This is a genomic window from Thalassotalea sp. Y01 (assembly GCF_012932945.1).
Taxonomy (GTDB): domain Bacteria; phylum Pseudomonadota; class Gammaproteobacteria; order Enterobacterales; family Alteromonadaceae; genus Thalassotalea_A.
In genome coordinates this window covers 250,821-273,624 of sequence record NZ_JABBXG010000002.1, presented here as the reverse complement: position 1 = coordinate 273,624, position 22,804 = coordinate 250,821, and the positions used below count along the sequence as shown (strand labels likewise).

Below are 22,804 nucleotides of genomic sequence, written 5' to 3'. Positions count from 1 at the left end.
TCCCTTATAAATGCACCTTAACAAGGAAACTAAACGTCGATTCTGTATCTAGGCCTGGGTAATTCAAACCGAATTTGTTTTTCCAATAAGAGTATTCAAAACCTGCTTCAAATTTCTTCGGTACATCAAAGTATTTACCAACATCCAATCGAAGTTGCGGGTTAAAGTGAAAATCAGCTTTGTGGGTCTCTTCTGCAGATGACCAATCAATAAAACCGTCAAACATGAAATCAGCATTACCAACACTAAACGGGTAACCCCATACCAATGTTAATTGCTGATCATTGTCCGTTTGTTCGTTATTGGCTTGGTAGACATTGATATTGGCATAAGCAAAGCCCGGTAATTTTAAATCGGCACCTAAGCCCAATAAGTAGTTATCAAAACTATTAGAGAAGCCGTCTGAATCAAAGGTAGAGTGTTCCCAAGTGCTGGCGACAAACACATCGGTAATAATGCCGTAGCTTAACTTATTGCCGGTAACGTAGCTTAGGCTTAATCGTGGTGAAAGTTCAGAGTAGGTTTCTTTGGCCGCTTGATTGTCTGAATCTTGTTTGTAGTCTAAACGGTCAGCAAAGAAAAACAGGTCGCCCCAGTTGTGCCCTGACGCATGCTCTAAGGTGACCGTTACCACGTCTTCATGTTCGTTTACTTCGTACTCACTGGCATTTTTAAGCAATGAGATTGAATTGTCGCTCCAAAACATTTCTGCATTAGCATAGGCACAAACAAGTGCGGCACCTGCCAAAAGGGCAGATGAAAATAAAGTTTTAAAGGTGTTCATGGGATTCCCTGAAAAATAAAATAGTATTGTTGTCGAGCAAACGGACTCAGTCTATTGCTGAGATTGTTGGTTACTCGGGAGTCTTGTGGTTGCCAAAGACGTCATCTTACTGCCGCCTTTGGCTTGTTTTTATGTGCTTACATAAACATAAACTTGGCTACAAACAAGGCAGCCAAAAACCAGACGCTTGGGCTAATTTCGCCAAAACGGCCAGAGAAAATACGTACTGCAGCGTAGCTGATAAAGCCAAAGGCAATACCATCAGCAATCGAAAAAGTAAGTGGCATGGTAACTAAGATAACAACCACTGGAACCGCATCCATCAGATCGTCCCATTTTACATTAACAAGACCACCAACCATCAATACACCGACAAAAAACAACGCGCCAGCAGTCGCATAGGCTGGGATCATACCCGCAAGTGGAGAGAAGAAAAGCGCCAGTAAAAATAATACGGCAACGGTAACTGCGGTTAAACCTGTGCGGCCACCGGCAGCAACACCTGCGGTACTTTCGACATAGCTTGTGGTGGTTGACGTACCAAATAATGAACCGGCAATGGTTGCGCCAGAATCAGCGAATAATGCTTTTTTAAGGCGCGGTAAGTTACCGTTTTCATCCAGCAATTTACCACGTTGTGCAACGGCTACTAAGGTACCTGAGGTGTCAAACAAATCAACAAATAGGAAAGCAAAAATAACGCTAAGCATGCCAACTTCAAACGCACCAGCGATATCAAGTGCCATAAAGGTTGGTGCGATTGATGGTGGCATTGACATAACGCCAGTGTATTGCACATCGCCAAACATTAGGCCTAATATTGTGATCACTAAAATAGCGATCATTACTGCACCATGAACGTTTAAACTGACCAAACCAACGATTAGGAACAAGCCTAACACCGCCATCATAGGACCAAACGAGGTAATGTCACCTAAGGTTACTAAGGTTGCAGGGCTCGCGACGATGATGCCTGCGTTTTTAAGCGCAATTAACGCTAAAAACATACCAATACCTGCGGCAATACCAAAGCGTAGTGCATGTGGAATTGAATTTATAATCCATTCTCGAACTTTAAACGCACTCAAAAGAGTAAATATAACACCGGAAATAAATACACCACCAAGGGCAACATTCCAGCTATAACCTAACTCTAGAACCACGGTAAAGGTAAAAAATGCGTTGAGTCCCATGCCAGGTGCTAACGCAATAGGGTAGTTGGCATAAAAGCCCATTATGAGACAACCGATAGCCGCAGCTAAACAGGTTGCGACGAATACCGCGCCTTGGTCCATACCCGTCATTGCTAACATGCTTGGGTTTACAAAAATGATGTAACCCATGGTTAGAAAGGTAGTAAAACCCGCCAATATCTCTTGCTTTACATTTGTACCATGTTCAGCAAGTTTGAATAGTTTTTCAAACATTAGTTTGTTTCCTGAAGATGTATGCATTGTTTTTGCGTAGCCAGTCATACTGCTGTTAACATCGCTGTTACATAAGGACTGACCAGTTTTAAAAATCGCGGTATTTTACGTAATTTTGTTACAAATTGTAAGCTATTTTGTTCGTTTTTGCAGATTGACGCCTATTCTGACGAAATATAAAAACAAACGATAGATCTTGCTATGCAACTAGGATCTATCCGGCAATGCAATCGGTAATGAAACCGCCTTTAAAAACGCAATAAAAAAGCCCAAGCGCTTGCTCGGGCTGTGCTGGCTGATTCAATAGCTCTACAATCTATTAACTCAACAATGGTTAAAGATGGTTATTCGAGGAACGGAGATTGATAACCGTCTGGTTTTATCGCCATTAAATCACAATTGAGTCGATCGATAACATGCTCTGCGGTATTACCTATAAGCACAGCGGATAACCCCGTGCGGCCGACGGTACCTAAAATCACCAATTCGGCATCGATTTGGTTGGCAACTTTCTCGATCACATCTTCAGGTAAACCTTCTTCGACATGCAAATACTCAGCGCTGATATTAAATTTGTCGGCGTGTTGCTGCACTACATCAGCGTGGTGGTTTTTCATGGTTTGATTGTATTCATTAGCATCAAACTCTGGAATTTCAATGGCAATATTAATCGGAGTGCCTGGGTAAGAGTTTACCAAATGAACATCAGCTTTGACCAAGCGGCCAAGATTTTGTGCTTCTTCGGTGATTTTACGGTTCAGTGATTGATGCTCTTCTTCTTCACTGCCAGCATTGACGGCGGCAAGTATATGTCCGCCTTCTGGCCATTGATGATCTTTGACCAATAACAGAGGCACCCAACATTTTCGAATTAAGTGCCAGTCTGTTGGGGTAAAAATAACCGATTGCAATGTAGGGTGTTCATGGGTACTTTTTAATACCACATCGAATTGTTGGTCTCGTACCTGCGATAAAACGGCTTCAAACGGGCGATTATGCCAAATCACTTTAATGTCCATATCGCTTTCATACTGTTCGGTGATCTCTTTTAGCCAAACGCTGCGATCATTTACCACGGTTTCACGCATGGCTTCTCGCTCGTCTCCAGACAGCATGGTGGTCATCTCGTAAGAGAAATCATAAATAACCAATAACGCGGTAATACGGGCGCCAGTTTCCTTGGCTAGAGTACAGGCTCTTGCTAACGCCTTTTGCTCTTCTGTGGTGGGATCGACAACTGCAAGTATATTTTGATATTTTTCCATAACATGCCTCGTAACCTTAACGTGGTTCGTAGCACGCCTTGCTGGGCTATAAAGCCAGCATAGACGGCAAAGATCAGTACGCTATAGATAAGCTTAACTGGTCAATGAGGATGTTACAAATTTGTTAATGAAGTTTCCTGTAAGGTGTTGATTTAAATCAACCAATACAACACCTTACAGGTATAAAAACGGGTTATTTATTTAAGCCAGCCAATTTGAATAGGGCGTCTTTGTCGAGGATGGAGATCAACTTATTTTCAACTTTGATTAAGCCATCTTTTTGGAATCGGGTCATCAACCGAGAAATGGTTTCTATGGTAAGGCCAATGTAGTTTCCAATTTCGCTGCGGGTCATAGGCAAGTTAAATTGCGTCGGTGACAAGTGACGACTGCCTAAGCGACGACCGTAGTTCGCTAAAAATGTGGCGAGCTTCTCTTCCGCGTTTTTACGGTTTAGTAGCAGTAACATCTCATTATTACACTGAATTTCATCGCTCATTAGATTTAACATTTGCGACTTTAAGCGTGGGATCTTATTCGATAAGGTATCGAGAACCTCAAATGGGATTTCACACACCATGGATGTTTCTAATGCCTTAGCAAAGCTTGGGTGATGTCTTGACGCTAATGCATCAAAGCCCATTAAATCGCCTGCCAAGTGAAAGCCGGTGATTTGCTCTTCACCTTGTTCGGAAATAATAAAGGTTTTAAAGGTACCAGAACGAATTGCGTACAAGGTTTGCAGTTGTTCGCCAGCTTTAAAAATTTGCGTATTCTTTTGAATCGGTTTTTTACGTTGAATGATATCGTCTAATAAATTTAGTTCGTTTTCATTCAAGCTAAACGGTAAGCAAAGTTCGCTGATACTGCAGTTTTGGCACTTGATGTTTTGTGCTATAGAGATTGCCATAAATTGATATTTATCCAGTTAATGCGTCAATAACATTAGTAAACGTAAGGTTACTAAAATATTTGATTTAGAGCAATAAACAATGAATAAACACCATAGGCGATTAACAAAATGCCACTGATTTTCTTAAAAAGTAACGAACTTATAAGGTTGGTAACCGATTGAACACTGGTTGATAACACTAATAACGCTGGCAAGGTACCGATACCAAACGCCAACATGATCATCGCCCCTTGACTGGCACTGCCGGCAGCTAATGCCCATGTGAGTGTAGAATAGACTAGGCCACAGGGCAGCCAGCCCCAAATAACACCGAGTAATAGCGCTTGTTTAGCATTCTTTATCGGCAGTAAGTGTTTGGCAAATGGTTGAATATAGCGCCACAGGTATTTACCTGCAGTTTCGATATGCGTCAATACAAACCACATTCTTGCGATATACAAACCAAGTAGAATAATGAAAATGGCGGCGATGGCTTTTAACCATAAAACTTGGATACCTATCGACTTTATCGCTAGGGAGCCCGTAAAACCGGCGACAGCGCCAAAAAAGGTATAAGATGCTATACGGCCTAGGTTATAGCTTAACGCTTTACTCAGTTGATTTGAGCTATCACCTGTGGTGGTTAGCATAGACGAGATACCACCACACATGGCGATACAGTGCCCCGCACCGGCAATACCAATCAATAGGGCAGAGAGAAAATCTAAAGTCATTAATTATCGCTTGAGTTTGGTTTGTCGTCGGCGTGAGACTCGGCGTCTGGCATTTTTTGGCTTGGCTTTTGGCCTGGCGTTTGTTTTTTCTCTTCGTCAAACAAAATACTCATACCTTGCTTTTCCAGATCATCAAACTGTTCAGCTTTTACCGCCCAAAAGAATAGATAAATGGCAATGGCGGTAAATAAGATGGCGATAGGGATTAGGATGTAAATGACGCTCATGTATCAATAACCTAAAGTTAATTTATTTTAGCAATCTCAAAGAGTTGGTAACGACAATAATCGAGCTTGCTGACATACCTAATACTGCCATATATGGGGTAATAAAACCACAAACCGCCAATGGCAAGACAATGGCATTATAGGCAAATGCCCAGGCAAAGTTCTGTTTTATGATACGACCCGTTTTACTGGATATGGTCATTAAGTCGAGAACACTGCTCAGTTTATTATTGAGCAAAATTACGTCGGCACCGCTTTTTGCTATTTCGGTACCACTCCCCATGGCAATAGCAACATGCGCTTGTGCAAATACCGGCGAGTCATTAACGCCATCACCAACCATAGCCACGGTTTTACCTTGCGCTTGTTTACCTGCAAGGATTGTTAATTTATCTTGCGCAGAGCAGGTATGGTGATGCTCATCGAGTTGTAATGCTTGATTAAATTTATCCACGCCAGCCTGGTTATCGCCACTGATCAACAGAGTTTCGGTGTGCTGTTGTTGTAATGCATTAATGACGTTAACCGTGTCGTCACGCATCACGTCATCAAGGTAGAGTACCGCCACCACTTGTTGGTTTATGGTGAGTATGCATTGAGCATCTTTATATTGCTCATCGACATTAGCAAAGCTGGCAATCCAGTTAACTTTACCGATGGCCAACTGTTGTTTTTTTCGTACGGCTTTAATGCCACAACCTGGGACAATATCGACATGTTCGACATTGATGTTAAAATCACGATAGGCTGCGAAAGCTTTGGCTATAGGGTGCTCAGAATGACTTTCCATTGCGGCTATGGTGGCCAGAATCGTATTCTTATCAAGTTTGCTATCAAGATTGCCGTTCAACAGTTTGCAATCGACTAAGGTGAATTCACCATTGGTCAAGGTTCCTGTCTTATCAAACGCTATGCTATCGACTTTCGGCATTGCTTCTAATACGTGACCTGACTTGATCATTATGCCGTCTCGGTTGAGTCGGATGGTGCCACAGGTTAAGGCCGTTGGTGTTGCCAACGACAAAGCACAAGGGCAGGTAGCCACCAAGACCGACAAGGTGATCCAAAACGCTTCGGATGGCATGTGTTGTGACCAAAATATCGAGGTTCCTATGGCGGTAAGCAAGATAATACCGACAAAATATTGGGCGATACGGTCAGACAATTGCGCAATGGCGGGTTTATGAGCTTGCGCGTTTTCACTGAGTCGAATCAGGTTGGTCAAAAAACTGTCTGAATTGGTTTTATTGATTTCAATATTGATATTGCCATCACCGTTAACCGTGCCGGCAAAAACATTCGCACCTAAAGCCTTGGCTACGGGGGCATGTTCACCTGTTAGCATGGACTCATCAACACTGGAGCGGCCATGAATAACGACACCATCTCCAGGAATGGTTTCACCAGGCTTTACGATAACCTGATCGCCCACCACAAGTTGTTTTGCGCTTATAACGAGTTCCTGACCATCGAGCAATTTTGTCGCGGTCAAGGGCATAAGTTTTAACAAGTTGGCTGACACTTCCGCAGCACGTGCTCGGGCTCGAAACTCTAAAAATTTACCTATCAATAATAAGAAGGTGAACATGGCAAGTGATTCAAAATACACTTCACCGGTTTGCATGAATGTCGCCCAGGTGCTGGCACAAAAGGCGAGAATGATGGCAATCGAAACCGGCACGTCCATCGATAATCTGCGAGCACGCAGGGCACTCATGGCGCCAAGATAAAACGGTAAGGCACCATAGGTGACAATCGGCAGTGTTAATACAAAACTTGTGCCTCGTAAGTAGGTCAAGTTATGCTCGGATAAATCACTGAATGCACCAAAGTATAAGCCGACAGCGATCATCATAACCTGCATGGTCAATATGCCACTGACCCCTAATCGACGAATAAAGGCTTTGGATTGCTTGTTGTTACTTTGTTCGACTTGATTGGCTTTAAAAGGCAGAGCTTGATAGCCAATATTATTGATAGCGGTGAGAATTTCGCTCAGTTTTAAGCGGGCATTATCCCAAGCAATCGTTGCTCTTTGGGTGGTGGCATTGACTTGAATCTTGGCAATACCAGGGTTTTGCGATAACTGTTTTTCAATAAGCCAAGCACAAGCGGCGCAACTCATGCCATCAATAGACAGAATGGTTTCTTTATGATCATCGATATCAAAGGTGAACTCGCTTTGCAGATTCTCATCATCGATAAAGCGATTGTCTTTCAGCGCATCGGGTACAAGGGCATCGATTTTATTGCCTTTCTCACTGCGAAATCGGTAATAATCTTGCAGGTCATTGGCGACAATGGTTTCGGCCACCGCTTGGCAACCGATGCAACACATGTCTTCACGTTTACCGTCGATATCAACGGTTAAATCTATACCTGGCGGAATGACTTCGCCACAATGAAAGCAATCCTGATGCGCGTGCGACATAATTAGTATCTAAGCTCAAACTCTCTAAATTGCTGTTGTGGCAATCCTAACGTGGTTTGCAACTTCCACTGATTATCAAACGGTGTGACAACAATACGCCATTTGCCCGAAATATCGGTATTAATGCGTTGACGCATCCAGCCTTTGCCATCCGGTGTGAGTTTTACCGAAAAGTCGCGATCGGCAAGCGTAGAGTGATAAAAGTTGACATTAAGCATTGGAAAGCTTTTTTCGATACCGGTTGGTTTTAGCACCAATTCGTCATTGGTGACTTTAATGTCAAAGCGAACACCTAATTTTTGGGCAAGTTTAAATTTGCGAATATCTTGATTGATCGCTTTACCTTTTTTGTAATAGTCATCAACCACCACAGTGTCGGCATCAGTATTGGCGATGATCAACGTCGTTATACCGGCAACAACCGCACTTAGCGGAAGAATAAATACCAAATAAGCCCAAGGCTCTTTGTACCAAGGAGTTTTCATTACTGCTGTTTCCCTTAAAAATCTGTGCGCTATTTTAACGTAACCGAGCATTTTGCTCTATAGATGATACGAAAAGGCAATTCATATTGATTTATTCTTTTACGTTTATCGTTATAAAAGGGCAAAACAATATAAATTGGTGGCAAAATAAAACCCTGCAGAGCGATGCTTTACAGGGTTTTAGTTCTACTAGAACAGTTTATTTGTCTTGCGACAAGCTGTACACGTATGCGCTTACAACGCGGATTTTGTCTTCACCTAGAATATGTTTCCAGGCTGGCATTACACCGGCACGACCATTGCGGATTGATTCTTGAACCGCACGTTCGCTACCACCGTATAACCAAATACCGTCGTTCAAACGAGGTGCACCTAGGGCGATCCCCATTTCGTCAGAACCTTCACCGTTAGCACCGTGACATGCGGCACACATTGCGAATTTATCTTTACCGGCTGCGGCAAGATCGGCATCAACTTTATCGGCGCGTTCTGGGTTAAGGCTAAGTACATAAGCTGCAACTTCCTTAACGCCTTGCTCACCACCAACCATGGTTTCCCAAGCAATCATACCTTTGGCTGTGCGGCCATATAATAATGAGTGCTCGATATCGGCAGGGGTGCCACCGTATAACCAGTCTTTGTCGGTTAGGTTAGGGAAGCCGGTTGTACCTTTGGCGTCCGAACCGTGACATTGTGAACAGTTTTGTAAAAACAAACGCTGACCAATTTTTAATGCGTCTTTATCTTGCGCCAAGGTTGCAATATCCTGGCTGGCGTATTTCGCAAAAATTGGACCGAATCGCTCATCTGCAGCGGCAACTTCACGGTCATACTGAACCGCAAAACCTGCTTCTTTGGACGTGGCGTTTTGCATTTTTGAATCTTCAAGGCTGGTTACGTCCTGGTTTGAGCTTTTCCAGCCCAATAAACCTTGGAAGTTACCTAAACCTGGGTATAGTGCTAAATAGCCGAAACCCCAGATAATAGTTACCAAGAAGAACGTACTCCACCACTTAGGTAGTGGGTTGTTTAATTCCTGAATACCGTCAAACTCATGATCCATTGGCTCACCTTCTGGTACGCCGGCGAAGTTTGTTAAACACCAACGTAACAGAATCCAGCAACCAACCAAGGTTCCTAAGGTTAGAACGATTATCCATGCACTCCAGAAGCTAGACATTATTATTAGTCTCCTGTTTCTCTTTCACCTGATCTTTTTCGTCGTCGAATATAGAATTAGCGGCTTCATCAAATGATGATTTACGTCTCTTGTTGTATGCCCACAACACAATGATGATGAACATTACAAAAATTAAAACGGTAAATATGCCTCGAATAGTGCCTATATCCATAATTATTTCAACGCGTGACCAAGAGATTGTAAATAAGCGATAAGGGCGTCCATCTCAGTTAGACTAGCCTTACCAGTAATACTTTTCGTCGTGGCAAACTCTTTACCTGCATTTTGGATGTCCTCAGCCGAGTAAAGTGGGATGGCGTTACCATTCTCATCTTTGTGGCTGCGGTTTTTGGTTAAGTTGTTAAACAACTTCATCTTATCTGCAGACAGTTTATTGCTGATTGGTGTTTCAGCTAACCATTTGTACGACGGCATGTTTGACTCAGGTACCACTGAACGTGGATCCATTAAGTGCGCATAATGCCAGTCATCAGAGTAACGACCACCAACACGAGCTAAGTCAGGACCGGTACGCTTAGAACCCCATAGGAACGGATGTTCCCATACAGATTCACCGGCGACAGAGTAGTGACCGTAACGTTCAGTTTCAGCACGGAATGGTCGAATCATTTGTGAGTGACAGTTATTACAACCTTCACGGATGTAAATATCACGACCTTCCATTTCAAGCGCGGTATAAGGGCGCAAACTTTCTACTGGTTGAGTCGTCTCTTTTTGGAAGAAAAGAGGGGTGATTTCAACCAAGCCACCAATACTGATAGCAGCGATTGTTGCGGTGAAGAACCAGCCAATGTGCTTTTCTACTTTTTCATGTTTATTTTGCATCATTAACTCCTTAGGCAATCGCTTCTTTCTGTAAACTACCGTCTTTGGCGCCGATAGTTTTGAACATGTTGTAAGCCATCAATAAGAAACCAATTACTACGAAACAACCACCAACAAAACGGATGAAGTAGAATGGGTAAGAGGCTTGTAGCGACTCAACAAAGCTGTACGTTAATGTACCGTCGGTATTAACCGCACGCCACATTAGACCTTGCATTACACCTGAAATCCACATGGCAACGATGTATAAAACGATACCGGTGGTGTGTAACCAGAAGTGCACATTGATAAGTTTGATGCTGTACATACGGCCTTGGCCAAACAGTACCGGAATAAGGTGATACATAGCACCAATTGATACCATAGCTACCCAACCTAGCGCACCAGAATGTACGTGACCAACGGTCCAGTCAGTGTAGTGAGATAATGCGTTTACTGATTTGATTGCCATCATTGGGCCTTCGAAGGTAGACATACCGTAGAAAGACAATGAAACAATCAAGAAACGAAGAATTGGATCGTGGCGAAGTTTATGCCATGCACCAGATAACGTCATGATACCGTTGATCATACCACCCCAAGAAGGTAGGAATAGAACAACAGACATAACCATACCTAAGCTTTGAGTCCAGTCAGGAAGCGCTGTGTAGTGCAAGTGGTGAGGACCAGCCCATATATAAAGAGATACAAGTGCCCAGAAGTGAACGATAGACAAACGGTATGAGTAAACCGGACGTTCAGCTTGCTTTGGAACAAAGTAGTACATCATACCCAGGAAGCCAGCAGTCAGTAGGAAACCTACGGCATTATGACCATACCACCACTGCATCATCGCATCGATAGCACCTGAGTAAATTGAATAAGATTTGGTTAACGTCAATGGAATCGCCATTGAGTTACCGATATGCAAAACAGCAACGGTTAGAATGAATCCACCGAAGAACCAGTTTGCAACATAAATGTGGGACGTTTTACGTTTATACAAAGTACCGAAGAAGACAATGATATACGCAACCCAAACCAGGGTTATAAGAATATCGATTGGCCACTCCAGCTCAGCATACTCTTTAGACGAGGTAATACCCAGTGGTAAGGTGATAGCGGCAGCAACAATGATGGCTTGCCAACCCCAAAAGGTAAACGGTATTAAGGCACCGCCGAAAAGGGCAGTTTTACAGGTACGTTGTACAACATAGTACGACGTAGCGAAGAGCGCACTGGTACCAAATGCAAAAATTACCGCATTGGTATGTAATGGACGTAAACGAGAATAAGTCAGCCAAGGCGTATCGAAGTTTAGAGCTGGCCAGATTAACTGAGCCGCGATCAAAACACCGACCAAAGTGCCGACAATACCCCAAATAACAGTCATTACAGTAAATTGGCGCACAACTTTGTAGTTGTAATCCATTTCTGTGAGATTACTTTGACTCATATTAAAGGTTCCACACTTATAGTTATTAAGTTGATGTGAGCGTTTAAGGTCACTAAAATCTGTGAAAACTAACGCTTTTTACCGATTTTCGTTAACCTATAGTTATAGTTCAAAAAAACAACACACGCATATAGTTATTTTTCGCTGGCGATAATATACATCTCTGAGGTAGATGTCACGTGAAGTTGTATTAAATTATGACCTAGATCAAGAAAATGTATTAATTTGTAATTTGAACGTAAGAACTGATTAATTTTTAACACTTTTTTATCAGTTCAATGGAGTAAAATTTGCGCACTATATTTGTATCCTTAGCCATAATTGTTGTTGGCTTCGTAGTGATTTATTTACAATCACCAAATTTAACAACTCAAATCTCGCAACAAGTTGAATCTGTTTGTGATTTCCAACAAAGTCCCTGCAAAATCAGCCGTTCTAACATTGACTACGTGTTAGACGCTGACCCCAAGGTCATTAAATCTGAAACCGAGGTTCAATTTCGACTGTCATCAGCGGCTTTTGCAGATGATATGTCGATAACCGGGCACCTCGAAGGTAAAGCCATGTATATGGGCAAAATCCCACTGTTTTTCAATTATCAAAATGGTGCTTTTGTCGCCGAAACCATGATCGGTGCCTGTACCGAAGACAGTATGGTTTGGATGATGATCGTCAAAGTTGATGACGGCCAAGGAAATGTCACAGCCTTTAGTTTCGATTTCACCAGTTATCAATAAGTTATTATTTCTTGCCTGTCTAACACGGGTTAAATGTTGCTGAAAAAAAGCCTGTAGTCGGGTTTTTTTATTGTCATGTTAGTGACTAACCCATAGCGATATTGGTATCTGCACATTGTTCTGCAACAACTTTACAGCAGGTTTAATAAAGCGTTACGTTTTCCATTCGATGACAAGCCGTTCGTTTAATCTGTATATAAGTATTAGCCCAATGAATACAAGGCATAAGTAGAGATGATGTACGTTAACGGTGAAAACATTTTGCCAACACAATGAAACAGTAATGTGCCAATGTGTCGTTTATCTTAACCGAATCCAACATAAATTATACAGACAATAGCAAGTTGAGTAGGGTGATATACGAACCATGAAGAAACTAATAACAACATCAGTAACAATTGCCGCATTATCTGGTTGTGTAAGTACAGATAACGAATCAGTAACACGAGATGTAGCGGGTAATTCGGACTTAGTTGAAATACAAAATACTGGCACCCAGATTCAAGCCGGTACTGTGATATGCGCATACGGTTACAAAGGCACCACATTTTATAAACCGTCACGTAATTCACATTGCGATAAGTGGATGGAAGTTAGACGAGATGCGCATTAGCCGCGCACTACTTTGTTTTTGAATGTGTTGTGTACATAGAGAACAATGGCATGATGGCAATTATATAGATAAAACCAACAAGAGAGCGCGACGCTCTCTTTTTTTATCCTGCGTATTGAAGTACTCTACGCAGCAACTTTAAGGTATATGGTTTAACTAATGGCTGACTACGCTTTATTAGCGGTATTTATTCCGACATTTTTCTTTGTCTCGATCACTCCTGGTATGTGTATGACCCTAGCACTTGTGCTTGGTATGTCTGTTGGTGTGCGCAGAACCTTATGGATGATGATGGGAGAGCTGATAGGTGTGGCAACAGTTGCTATCGCTGCTGTGGTAGGGGTTGCGTCCGTTATGCTTAAATACCCTGATGTTTTCAACATCTTCAAATATGTTGGTGGTGCGTATCTTATTTATCTTGGTTCACAGATGTGGCTATCAAAAGGAAAGATGGCAATCGATACCAATGCCGATACTGATGTCAGCAGGGCTGCCTTGTTTACTCAAGGGTTACTTACTGCCATATCAAATCCTAAAGGCTGGGGATTTATGGTTGCGTTGTTACCGCCTTTTATCAATACCGAATATGATATGGCACCACAAATGGTGATGTTGATTTCAATCATCTTGGTATCAGAGTTTATCTGTATGATGATATATGCAACAGGTGGTAAAGCACTAAGTACCTTTTTATCAAAAGGCAGCAATGTGCGGATGATGAATAAAGTATCTGGCACGCTTATGGCGGCGGTAGGGGGATGGTTAGCTCTAGGCTAATTGTTCTCTTATTCGTTCTCTTATGAGTTCTCTTGATGGTTAAAGCATACCGTTAACCCAAGCAGTTAATCCAAAGAGTTACCTTATTTATATAGCTAAATCACACAGCCAAATTACACCGCCAAATTACACCGCCAAATTACACCGCCAAATTACACCGCCAAATTACACCGCCAAATTACACCGCCTTGTATTAAAGTCATGCCCTAACGCAGATCTCTACAATCAGCCTCGGCAGACATCATACCATCACAGTACAGGTCGAGTTTCGCCGATTGCCATCGAGGTAAAGTTAATGTCTTCGCCTTTATTGGTGAGCTTTTCTAAAGTTTGCATCGGCTCTAATAATGGCTCTGCCGTTAGCGGGTAGGTGCCCCAATGCATGCCAATGCTGTATTTGGCACCTATATCATGATGAATTTGTACCGCTTCTTCCACATTGACATGATATAGCTGCATAAAGTCACGCGGTGCGTATGCGCCGATTGGGATCAAAGCAAGATCGATATCACCACTGCGAGCACCAATCTCCTTAAAGTCTTTGTCGTTGTAGCCGGTATCGCCGGCAAACCATACGGTATAACCATCAATCTCAATCAACCAACTGGCCCAATGGGTTTTGTTACGATCAAACAAGCTGCGGCTCGACCAATGTTGACTTGGCGTGGCGGTAATATTGGTTTGCTCGTTAAAGCGGTGTTCTTGCCACCAAGCCATTTCCGTCACCTTGTTGTCTTCAATGCCTAAATCAACAAACCAAGCTTTAAGACCTTTGGGAACAAAATAATGTGGTTTAGAGCCAAGCTGAACGATGCTGCCTTCATCTAAATGGTCGTAATGGTTATGAGAAATGATGACAAAATCAACGTTAGGCAGCTGATCTATTGCTAACGGCGCTTTGCTTAGACGTTTGGGGCCGGCAAATGAGACAGGGGAGGCTCGGTCTGAAAAAATAGGGTCCGTTAAAATCGTGGTTCCATTTGCTTGAATAAGAAATGTCGAATGACCTAACCAGGTAACCTGATTGTGTTGAGCGTTGTTGATTTGCTGTTTATTTGGCTCTTGGCTTGGCACCTTGTCTTTATAAGGCATTGGATCATTCCATTCTTCGTCACCAAAAAAACGCATGGAGACAAAATCCCAAAATGACTTATTCGAATGAGCGACATGATTATTGGTATAAATCACATCGCTTTCGTCAGAACTGCTCATGCTTGCACATGCGGCGATACAGACAATAACAGCGAGTAAAATGATCTTTTTCATAACTAAGCGGACAACGAAACTTTCTGCTAAATACGGCGTTAATGGATTGTTAGATTTTACGAGATTTTACTAAGTTATGCATTAGATAGACGCGCCAAAGTAAAGCAACAAGGCGCGACAGAGCTACTCTTTATTTGTTGCGGGTTTTGAGTTGTCATCGTCAAGGATGCTGTAAATACCCACGCCAATCAGGACTCCGGCAAGTGGGTTTAACAAATACGCTGCGGTTGCCCCACCAGCTATCGACAGTGTTTCAGGGGATGTCATATCTATTTCGTTGGTTTCGCTTTCGCTAACGGACGTTGATTTTTGCTTGTTCGATGCGCAACCTGAAACAACGACAGCAAGCAATACATAAACAAATGATCGTTATGTACTTAGTCAGATATCAACTCGCTATCAGCTAGCTATGCCGTTAAAAATAAGGTGGAAGTAATCGCTCGCGTCTGTTTTTGCATCATATTTTTTCATGCTTGCGGTCATATCTGGTATCGACTCTATCGCGCCCGCACAAATATTCTGCGTAACAAATGGGTCTACCCCTCTAATCGAATTGTCATTAACCCCCTGACTGATTAACTCACCAAACAGACGTCTTATAGCACTGGTGGCTACTTGCATTTCTTTGCGTTTGTCTAATGATAGGGACCACATCGTTGCGTATCGAATTAACGGTCCTTGATCGCCAATTTGAATGGCAAATAAATGTTGCATCGCCGATGCTAATTTATCAATGCCTGAAGATTCGCTCGCTAATGCATTTTGCAAAACATTTTCTTCAATCATTAATGTTCTTTCAAAACACTTAATGAGTAAATCATCTTTATTCTTAATATGGTAATAAAAAGCACCTTTAGTAACACCCAATGATTGTGCTAACTCATCTAATGACGTGCCTTTAAAGCCTTTTTGATTAAAAAACATGGTGCCAACTTTAAAAAACGCTTCTTGTTTTTTACGGTTTTGCTCTTTTCGGTCGAAACCTGTCGGCGCCAACTTGTCGTCTTGTAAATCTGTCCAGGTGAATGAGAAGGGCGTCTTTGAGCTTTTGATGCCGTATTTAATTACGGATACCCATTGCTCAAATGCGTCATTGCGTTTGTCTTGGTCAACGGACTCTAGCCAGACTGGCAACCAAAACAGCGTACCGATAATCGCGTTGGCGGTTTTACCGGCACTGACTTGCGCTTGAATAGTGTTATCTAATTGGCCAGCGTTGATTAACTCTATCACCTGTCTTACCAACCAGCGATAATATTCGGATATTTCCTGCTGGTGCTTGCTGGATAACGAGGCAATTTCAGTTAAACCTGCTAAGTGACCGCGGTTGCCATTGCTTATATCATTCCAGCAATCAAAATTAAGCTTTAATAACAGCTCAATTTTAGTCAACGCTGAGCCATCTGATTCTATCGCTGTATTTACCATGTCTTGCATTTCAATACAGGTATTTAGATAACATTGGTGCACCAATTCTTGTTTGGTTTTGACGTAATAATAAAGGCTTGTTTTAGTAAGCTCTAAACGCTGTGCAATTTGCGCCAGCGTGGTTCCTCGCGTGCCATGAATATTAAATAGCTCGGACGCAGCAGATATGATGGTTTTATATTTTTCATCATGCTGATTTGTCTTGCTAAATGGTGAGGTAATTTTTTTATTATTAAAACTTGGCATTTGTAATCACTTTATCAGAGTCAAAAAGCATACTTAATGTTCAAAATCCATTCTAAGTTATCCGCAAGCTTTGTTCAATAACAATAAAAAGTTAGCACGTTTGTTCTTCATTAAATTCTCTGGTGTTACTGTTCGAGACCTTAAGTGACTGTCAACAATAGAAAAAAGATAACTAGAAAATATATTCAAATACAAATGTGAGCAACTTTTAGCGTTGAAATACTTGCGCGCAATTAAAACATACTGTAAGTTCAAATTAGTTAAATTATAAATAAATTGTAAAGCTTAATGGCAACTCGATGTTATCGGTTGCTGTTTTAGGTGGCTTTGCGGGATAAAAATATGAGCTTGAAAAATCAAGATATTACAATTGATCAAGTATCGGCAGACAAAGTTGTTGACGAAATAATGAAAATTACTGCAGCAGGTCAGCCTTTTGCAGTAACCAAAAAAAACAGAAACAATATTGACTATACGGCATTTGAAAATCTTCCTAATAGCTTAGGTGATATGTACAAAACGGCGGCAAATACGTTTGAGCATGGCGAATTTATTATTTATAAAGATGAGAGAATTAGCTTTGCAAATATATATCAACAAGCCACGGCTTTTGGTCATGCATTAGAAAAAGAATTTAATGTACAAAAAGGCGATAGAATCGCTATTGCTATGCGTAATTATCCAGATTGGATAGTGGCGTTTATGGGCATTACCTTAATTGGCGCGGTAGCAGTACCTTTAAATGCATGGTGGCAGTGCGAAGAATTTACTCAAGTGATTGAACACAGTCAAGCTGTATTGGTTATCACTGATGACAAACGTTACAGCTTATTAGCTAACTGGCTAGACGATAAGAGTTTACCTTTTGTTATTGCCAGACCCAATCAAGAGCAAAGCGATTTGCATAATATTGAGCAACTCTGCGCTCAATATGCCGAGAATGGTGAAATCACTAACGGCGTTAAAACTACTGATATTGCGACGATATTTTATACTTCCGGCTCAACGGGAACACCAAAAGGTGCAGTATCTTCTCACGAAAGTATCTTAACCGCGGTCAACACGTGGTTGATGTTAGGAAACGCAGCAGCGATTGCTAATGCCGATATCAGCACGCCGTCTCCATACCCTGCAGCCGCATTAATGACGGTTCCGCTATTTCATGTTACTGGTTGTCATACTTTATTTTTACTGTCGATGATCGCTGGTCGCAAAACGGTGATGATGCCTTATTGGGACGCGGAACATGCACTGAAACTTATCGAGCAAGAACGTATTACCTATTTTAATGGGGTACCGACTATGTCAATGGAGCTAATGGATCACCCGATGCGTGATCACTATGATTTAAGCTCATTACTTGATGTGTGTGCAGGAGGTGCGGCAAGGCCGGCAGAGCATGTAAGAAAAATATATGATTCATTCAGCAGCGGCAATCCAAGTTGTGGCTATGGTTTAACGGAAACCAATGCCTTAGGTGCCGTTAATGGCCCTGCAGATTATCTTCTTAAGCCAAACAGTGCCGGTTTACCAACGCCACCAATTGTTGAAATTCAGATTCTAGATGACAACAATCAACCTATAGAAATCGGCGATATCGGTGAAATTGTTATTAAATCCATCTCCAATATAAACCAATATTGGCGCGATGATAACGCCACAAAAGAGGCGTTTGTAAACGGATATTTTCGTACCGGAGATATTGGTTATCTTGATGCAGATGGCTTTGTTTTTATTGTCGATCGAGCCAAGGATATCATTATCAGAGGCGGCGAAAATATTTCTTGCTTTGAGGTTGAATCAACCCTTTATAAACATGCACAAGTTATTGAAGCTGCAGTTTTTTCTGTAGCAGATGAACGGCTTGGTGAGGCCGTAGGTGCCGTGGTTTATGTTGCCGATAGTGGGGCAGTAAACGAAATTCAGGTAAAAGATTTTGTTGGCCAACATTTAGCGCAATTTAAAGTGCCACAGCAGATTTGGCTAGTCGAAGAGAAACTACCTCGATTAGGCTCGGGAAAAATAGATAAACGAACATTGGTTAGCATGTTTGGCCAATAATTTGGCCTCACTTTATGAGTAAAAACGATGACAATTGAAATAAACGCAAAAGAGCTTCCGAACTACATTGGTCAACAAACCGGTGTTTCTCGTTGGTTTACGATATCTCAGCAACAAATTAATCAATTTGGCGAAGCGACTCATGATATGCAGTACATTCATGTCGACCCCGAAAAGGCTAAAAGTTCACCTTTTGGTGGCACCATTGCGCATGGGTTTTTATCTTTATCGCTATTTTCTGCTATTGCCTATGACGCTGCGATTAACCTTGAGAATACGGTTATGGGGTTAAATTACGGATTCGAAAAAATTCGTTTTTTACAACCGGTAAAAGTCGATAGTCGTGTTCGCGGTCAGATGGTTTTAACCGACGTGATCGAAAAACGTCCAGGTCAATTTTTATATACCTGGGATGTAACGGTTGAAATCGAAGGCGAAGCGAAACCGGCATTAACGGCGCAGTGGCTGACTATGACGATTATCGAAACAGAGTAGAAAATCAAAAGCAAACTAAAACAAAATAAAACCAATTCAAAAAATAACCATTAAAACCATTAATTATTAACGGTTTATAAGATAGATAGAGGATTTTATGTCAGTAAGATATGACGGCCAAGTGGCCATAGTAACGGGCGCTGGTGCAGGGCTAGGTCGATCACACGCGTTAATGTTGGCTGCACGTGGTGCAAAAGTTGTTGTTAATGATTTAGCAGGTCCAGACGGCGCAATGTCTGAAGGCGCCTTAGCTACGGTACTTGAGATAGAAGCAGCAGGTGGCGAAGCCATGGCTCATGGCGCTAATGTTGCTAACATTGAGCAAGTCCAGGATCTGGTAGCGCAAACAATGGCAAAGTGGGGGCGCGTTGATATTCTGGTCAATAATGCCGGTATTTTACGTGATAAATCGTTTGGTAATATGGATATCGCTGATTTTAAATTGGTGTTGGATGTTCATGTTATGGGCTCGGTAAACTGTACCAAAGCGGTATGGGACATTATGAAGGCGCAACAGTACGGTCGAATTGTGATGACCACATCTTCATCGGGGTTGTACGGTAACTTTGGCCAGGCGAATTATGGTGCGGCAAAAATGGCTGTTGTTGGCTTTATGAACACCTTATGTATTGAAGGTGCAAAATACAACATCAATGTAAATTGTCTTTCGCCGACGGCTCGTACCGCGATGACGGAAGAATTAATTGACGATAAACGGGTGTTAGAACTGATGACAGTTGAATCAGTAACTAATGGCTTATTGGCTCTTGTATGTGAAAACTCTCCTAATCGAACCATTTTAGGCTGTGGCGCTGGCGGTTATGCTCGTGCAGTAATTAAAGAAACCGACGGAATCTATCTTACACCTGAAGAGCAAACACCTGAAAACATTCTCGCTATGTGGAATAACATTGACGACGAAAATAATGCCCAGGAAATTACTGCCGGTTGGATGCAAACAAACAAATACGTTGGTAAAGCTGCGGCTTCACTTGGCGTTGACTTAACAGCGAAATAGGAGCGAATCATGAGAGATGCAGTAATCGTTTCAACCGCACGCACGCCTATCGGTAAAGCTTATCGAGGCGCGTTTAATATGACGACGGCACCTACACTAGGTGGCCATGCCATCAAGCATGCGGTTGAGCGCGCAGGCATCGAAGGTGGGGAAGTCGAAGATGTAATCATGGGGTGTGCCATGCAGCAAGGCACAACCAGTATGAACATCGGTCGACAAGCCGCCTTAGCGGGTGGCTTGCCGGTGAGTGTCAGTGGGATGACATTAGATCGTCAATGTTCGTCAGGTTTAATGGCTATTGCAACTGCCGCAAAACAAATCATTCATGATGGTATGGACGTGGCAATTGGGGCTGGTATTGAGTCGATTTCTCTTGTTCAAAATGAACATATGAATACACATATGGCGGTCGATAAGCAATTAGTTGGTATGCATAATGATATATACATGCCAATGCTACAAACAGCTGAAATTGTTGCACAGCGTTATAATATAAGCCGTGAACGCCAAGATGAATACGGCTTATTGAGCCAGCAGCGCACGGCGGCGGCTGCACAAGCTGGCCATTACGATTCTGAGATTGTGCCGATGACCACCACCAAAGCGGTCATGGATAAAGAAACCAAAGAAGTGTCTTTTCATGAGGTGACGCTATCTGCTGACGAAGGTATACGCGCGACGACAGCGGACAGTTTAGCTGGTCTGAGAACTGTCATTGAAGGGGGGTGTATTACCGCAGGTAATGCCAGTCAATTATCAGATGGTGCGTCTGCATCCGTACTGATGGAAGCGACCCTGGCTGAACAAAGAGGCTTGCAGCCACTAGGCCGCTATATGGGTATCGCCGTTGCCGGTTGTGAACCGGATGAAATGGGGATAGGCCCGATATATGCGGTACCTAAATTACTCAAACAACACGGCCTAACGGTCGATGATATTGGTCTGTTTGAACTTAACGAAGCGTTTGCTGTGCAAGTCTTGTATTGCGCTGATACGTTAAAAATTCCAATGGAAAAACTAAATGTAAGCGGTGGCGCGATATCAATTGGTCACCCTTACGGTATGAGTGGGGCTCGAATGGTCGGTCACGCGCTAATTGAGGGTAAGCGCCGCGGTGCAAAATATGTTGTTGTCACCATGTGTGTCGGTGGCGGTATGGGCGCGGCAGGGCTGTTTGAAGTGCTTTAAATAACTATAAATAACGACGAAAATCAGCCCGGTGGAGCTTACTCATACCTCATCTATTGATGTATATAGTTAGCTGTATCGCGCTTTTTAGTTGCCAAAATAGACCGCTATTACGGTCAACAGTTAAGGATTATTATGCCTATCAATACTCATCTTAGACGTCGCTCAATAGCGTTTATTAGTGCAACGTTTGCGATGCTTTTTTTTAATCTTGCCATGGCATCGACTACCGAGCCATTGCCATCATGGCAAGATGGCAAAAGTAAACAAGCAATTATTGATTTTGTTACTCGCGTTACTAATAAAGACAGTGCAGACTTTGTCGAAGTGAATGAACGCATCGTTACCTTTGATAATGACGGTACGTTATGGGCAGAACAACCCATTTACGCGCAGCTGTTATTTGCAATTGAGCGTATCCATAGCTTGGCGTCACAGCACCCTGAGTGGCAAACGAAGCCGCCGTTTTCCCTTATATTGAAAGGGGATGTTAAAGCAGCATTTAGCAGTTCCGCATCTGCGGTTAATGATATCGTCATGGCAGCAAATACCGGCATGAGTGACCTTGAATATCAAACGATTGTCGCTGCTTGGATCGCTACCGCGAAACACCCTGTCACACAAAAACCGATTACCAGTATGGTTTATCAACCTATGTTGGAATTGCTCGAATACTTCAGAGCCAACGAATTTAAAACATACATTGTTTCAGGCGGTGGTATCGAGTTTATACGAGCTTGGTCATCACAGGTGTATGGCATTCCCCCTGAACAGGTAATAGGGAGTGTCATGGCGCAAGAACTAGCCACGGAGTCTAACAAAACTATTATAAAAAGACTGCCAACGATGGCTTTTTATAATAACAAAGAAAACAAAGTTATTGCGATTAACAACCACATTGGTCGACGTCCGCTTGCCGCTTTTGGTAATTCAGATGGTGACTTACCAATGTTAAAATACGTGAGCGAAGGTGATGGCTTGCGATTAGCGATGCTTATACATCATACGGATGAAAATCGAGAGTGGGCGTATGATGCGAAGTCACAAATAGGTCAACTTGATAAAGGTTTACAACAGGCGCAATCACAAGGTTGGCTGATAGTGGATATGAAACAAGATTGGAATCGCATATATCCAGGCCAATAATAACTCTAAAATGTTCAACTTAAGCTAAATTAATGATTGCAAATCAGAATCATAAAGAATGCTCTGAAGTATCACACGCCAAGGTATTATCTAGCGGTAATACCTACGCTATTGTCGGTCGCA

23 protein-coding genes are annotated in these 22,804 nt (G+C 42.4%); 8 read left to right on the top strand and 15 right to left on the bottom strand.

Annotation, left to right across the window (positions count from 1 at the left end):
- Positions 1 to 4 precede the first annotated feature (4 nt).
- The 12 genes from HII16_RS04090 to ccoN form a co-directional block, all read right to left on the bottom strand.
- On the bottom strand, positions 5 to 784 hold the full coding sequence (locus HII16_RS04090) for an outer membrane protein OmpK (RefSeq protein ID WP_169127711.1): 780 nt from the start codon (positions 782 to 784) through the stop codon (positions 5 to 7).
- A gap of 137 nt (positions 785 to 921) precedes the next feature.
- Positions 922 to 2,211, bottom strand: coding sequence for an NCS2 family permease (locus HII16_RS04085; RefSeq protein ID WP_169127709.1), 1,290 nt, complete (start codon positions 2,209 to 2,211; stop codon positions 922 to 924).
- A gap of 344 nt (positions 2,212 to 2,555) precedes the next feature.
- Positions 2,556 to 3,476: a universal stress protein UspE gene (uspE, locus tag HII16_RS04080; RefSeq protein WP_169127707.1), complete on the bottom strand. Its 921-nt coding sequence runs from the start codon at positions 3,474 to 3,476 to the stop codon at positions 2,556 to 2,558.
- Positions 3,477 to 3,669: 193 nt separating this feature from the next.
- Positions 3,670 to 4,386, bottom strand: coding sequence for a fumarate/nitrate reduction transcriptional regulator Fnr (gene fnr, locus HII16_RS04075; protein ID WP_169127705.1), 717 nt, complete (start codon positions 4,384 to 4,386; stop codon positions 3,670 to 3,672).
- A 53-nt stretch (positions 4,387 to 4,439) separates the two neighbouring features.
- Positions 4,440 to 5,102: a sulfite exporter TauE/SafE family protein gene (locus tag HII16_RS04070; RefSeq protein ID WP_169127703.1), complete on the bottom strand. Its 663-nt coding sequence runs from the start codon at positions 5,100 to 5,102 to the stop codon at positions 4,440 to 4,442.
- Positions 5,102 to 5,329 (bottom strand): cbb3-type cytochrome oxidase assembly protein CcoS, encoded by a 228-nt coding sequence (gene ccoS / locus HII16_RS04065; protein WP_169127701.1) that lies wholly within the window; start codon positions 5,327 to 5,329, stop codon positions 5,102 to 5,104. Before ccoS ends, HII16_RS04070 begins: the two co-directional genes overlap by 1 nt.
- A gap of 22 nt (positions 5,330 to 5,351) precedes the next feature.
- The gene (locus HII16_RS04060) at positions 5,352 to 7,760 is read right to left on the bottom strand and encodes a heavy metal translocating P-type ATPase (RefSeq protein WP_169127699.1); all 2,409 of its coding nucleotides are present in this window, start codon (positions 7,758 to 7,760) and stop codon (positions 5,352 to 5,354) included.
- A gap of 2 nt (positions 7,761 to 7,762) precedes the next feature.
- Complete coding sequence (locus HII16_RS04055) at positions 7,763 to 8,245, bottom strand: FixH family protein (protein ID WP_169127697.1); 483 nt, start codon at positions 8,243 to 8,245, stop codon at positions 7,763 to 7,765.
- A 199-nt stretch (positions 8,246 to 8,444) separates the two neighbouring features.
- On the bottom strand, positions 8,445 to 9,425 hold the full coding sequence (ccoP, locus tag HII16_RS04050) for a cytochrome-c oxidase, cbb3-type subunit III (protein WP_169127695.1): 981 nt from the start codon (positions 9,423 to 9,425) through the stop codon (positions 8,445 to 8,447).
- Positions 9,418 to 9,597, bottom strand: a complete 180-nt coding sequence (locus HII16_RS04045; protein ID WP_135440133.1) for a CcoQ/FixQ family Cbb3-type cytochrome c oxidase assembly chaperone — start codon at positions 9,595 to 9,597, stop codon at positions 9,418 to 9,420. The genes ccoP and HII16_RS04045 overlap by 8 nt, the downstream gene beginning before the upstream one ends.
- Before the next feature lie 2 nt (positions 9,598 to 9,599).
- Entirely contained in the window at positions 9,600 to 10,271 is a 672-nt protein-coding gene (ccoO, locus tag HII16_RS04040) for a cytochrome-c oxidase, cbb3-type subunit II (protein ID WP_135440134.1), read from the bottom strand.
- Between the two features lie 10 nt (positions 10,272 to 10,281).
- Entirely contained in the window at positions 10,282 to 11,706 is a 1,425-nt protein-coding gene (gene ccoN / locus HII16_RS04035; RefSeq protein WP_169127693.1) for a cytochrome-c oxidase, cbb3-type subunit I, read from the bottom strand.
- A gap of 290 nt (positions 11,707 to 11,996) precedes the next feature.
- Between ccoN and HII16_RS04030 the strand changes: the two genes are divergently transcribed.
- The 3 genes from HII16_RS04030 (at position 11,997) to HII16_RS04020 (ending at position 13,833) form a co-directional block, all read left to right on the top strand.
- Positions 11,997 to 12,443, top strand: a complete 447-nt coding sequence (locus HII16_RS04030) for a hypothetical protein (protein ID WP_169127691.1) — start codon at positions 11,997 to 11,999, stop codon at positions 12,441 to 12,443.
- 367 nt (positions 12,444 to 12,810) lie between these two features.
- Positions 12,811 to 13,056 carry a hypothetical protein gene (locus tag HII16_RS04025; protein WP_169127689.1) on the top strand — a complete coding sequence of 82 codons (246 nt, stop codon included), beginning with the start codon at positions 12,811 to 12,813 and terminating at the stop codon, positions 13,054 to 13,056.
- Positions 13,057 to 13,215: 159 nt separating this feature from the next.
- Positions 13,216 to 13,833: a LysE family translocator gene (locus HII16_RS04020; RefSeq protein WP_169127687.1), complete on the top strand. Its 618-nt coding sequence runs from the start codon at positions 13,216 to 13,218 to the stop codon at positions 13,831 to 13,833.
- A gap of 249 nt (positions 13,834 to 14,082) precedes the next feature.
- Here HII16_RS04020 and HII16_RS04015 read toward each other — a convergent pair whose 3' ends face one another.
- The 3 genes from HII16_RS04015 to HII16_RS17020 all read right to left on the bottom strand — a co-directional run bounded on the left by HII16_RS04015 (position 14,083) and on the right by HII16_RS17020 (position 16,773).
- Positions 14,083 to 15,099, bottom strand: coding sequence for an MBL fold metallo-hydrolase (locus tag HII16_RS04015; RefSeq protein ID WP_169127685.1), 1,017 nt, complete (start codon positions 15,097 to 15,099; stop codon positions 14,083 to 14,085).
- Between the two features lie 123 nt (positions 15,100 to 15,222).
- A complete protein-coding gene (locus tag HII16_RS04010) occupies positions 15,223 to 15,366 on the bottom strand; it encodes a hypothetical protein (RefSeq protein WP_169127683.1) in 144 nt (47 codons plus the stop codon).
- 132 nt (positions 15,367 to 15,498) lie between these two features.
- Positions 15,499 to 16,773: a TetR/AcrR family transcriptional regulator gene (locus HII16_RS17020; RefSeq protein WP_169127681.1), complete on the bottom strand. Its 1,275-nt coding sequence runs from the start codon at positions 16,771 to 16,773 to the stop codon at positions 15,499 to 15,501.
- Positions 16,774 to 17,115: 342 nt separating this feature from the next.
- Between HII16_RS17020 and HII16_RS04000 the strand changes: the two genes are divergently transcribed.
- The 5 genes from HII16_RS04000 to HII16_RS03980 all read left to right on the top strand — a co-directional run bounded on the left by HII16_RS04000 (position 17,116) and on the right by HII16_RS03980 (position 22,681).
- Complete coding sequence (locus HII16_RS04000; RefSeq protein ID WP_169127679.1) at positions 17,116 to 18,834, top strand: class I adenylate-forming enzyme family protein; 1,719 nt, start codon at positions 17,116 to 17,118, stop codon at positions 18,832 to 18,834.
- A 27-nt stretch (positions 18,835 to 18,861) separates the two neighbouring features.
- Positions 18,862 to 19,329: a MaoC family dehydratase gene (locus tag HII16_RS03995; RefSeq protein WP_169127677.1), complete on the top strand. Its 468-nt coding sequence runs from the start codon at positions 18,862 to 18,864 to the stop codon at positions 19,327 to 19,329.
- A 97-nt stretch (positions 19,330 to 19,426) separates the two neighbouring features.
- On the top strand, positions 19,427 to 20,347 hold the full coding sequence (locus HII16_RS03990; RefSeq protein WP_169127675.1) for an SDR family NAD(P)-dependent oxidoreductase: 921 nt from the start codon (positions 19,427 to 19,429) through the stop codon (positions 20,345 to 20,347).
- A gap of 9 nt (positions 20,348 to 20,356) precedes the next feature.
- Positions 20,357 to 21,535, top strand: a complete 1,179-nt coding sequence (locus HII16_RS03985) for an acetyl-CoA C-acyltransferase (protein ID WP_169127672.1) — start codon at positions 20,357 to 20,359, stop codon at positions 21,533 to 21,535.
- Positions 21,536 to 21,670: 135 nt separating this feature from the next.
- Complete coding sequence (locus HII16_RS03980) at positions 21,671 to 22,681, top strand: HAD family hydrolase (protein ID WP_169127670.1); 1,011 nt, start codon at positions 21,671 to 21,673, stop codon at positions 22,679 to 22,681.
- The last annotated feature ends 123 nt before the right edge of the window (positions 22,682 to 22,804 follow it).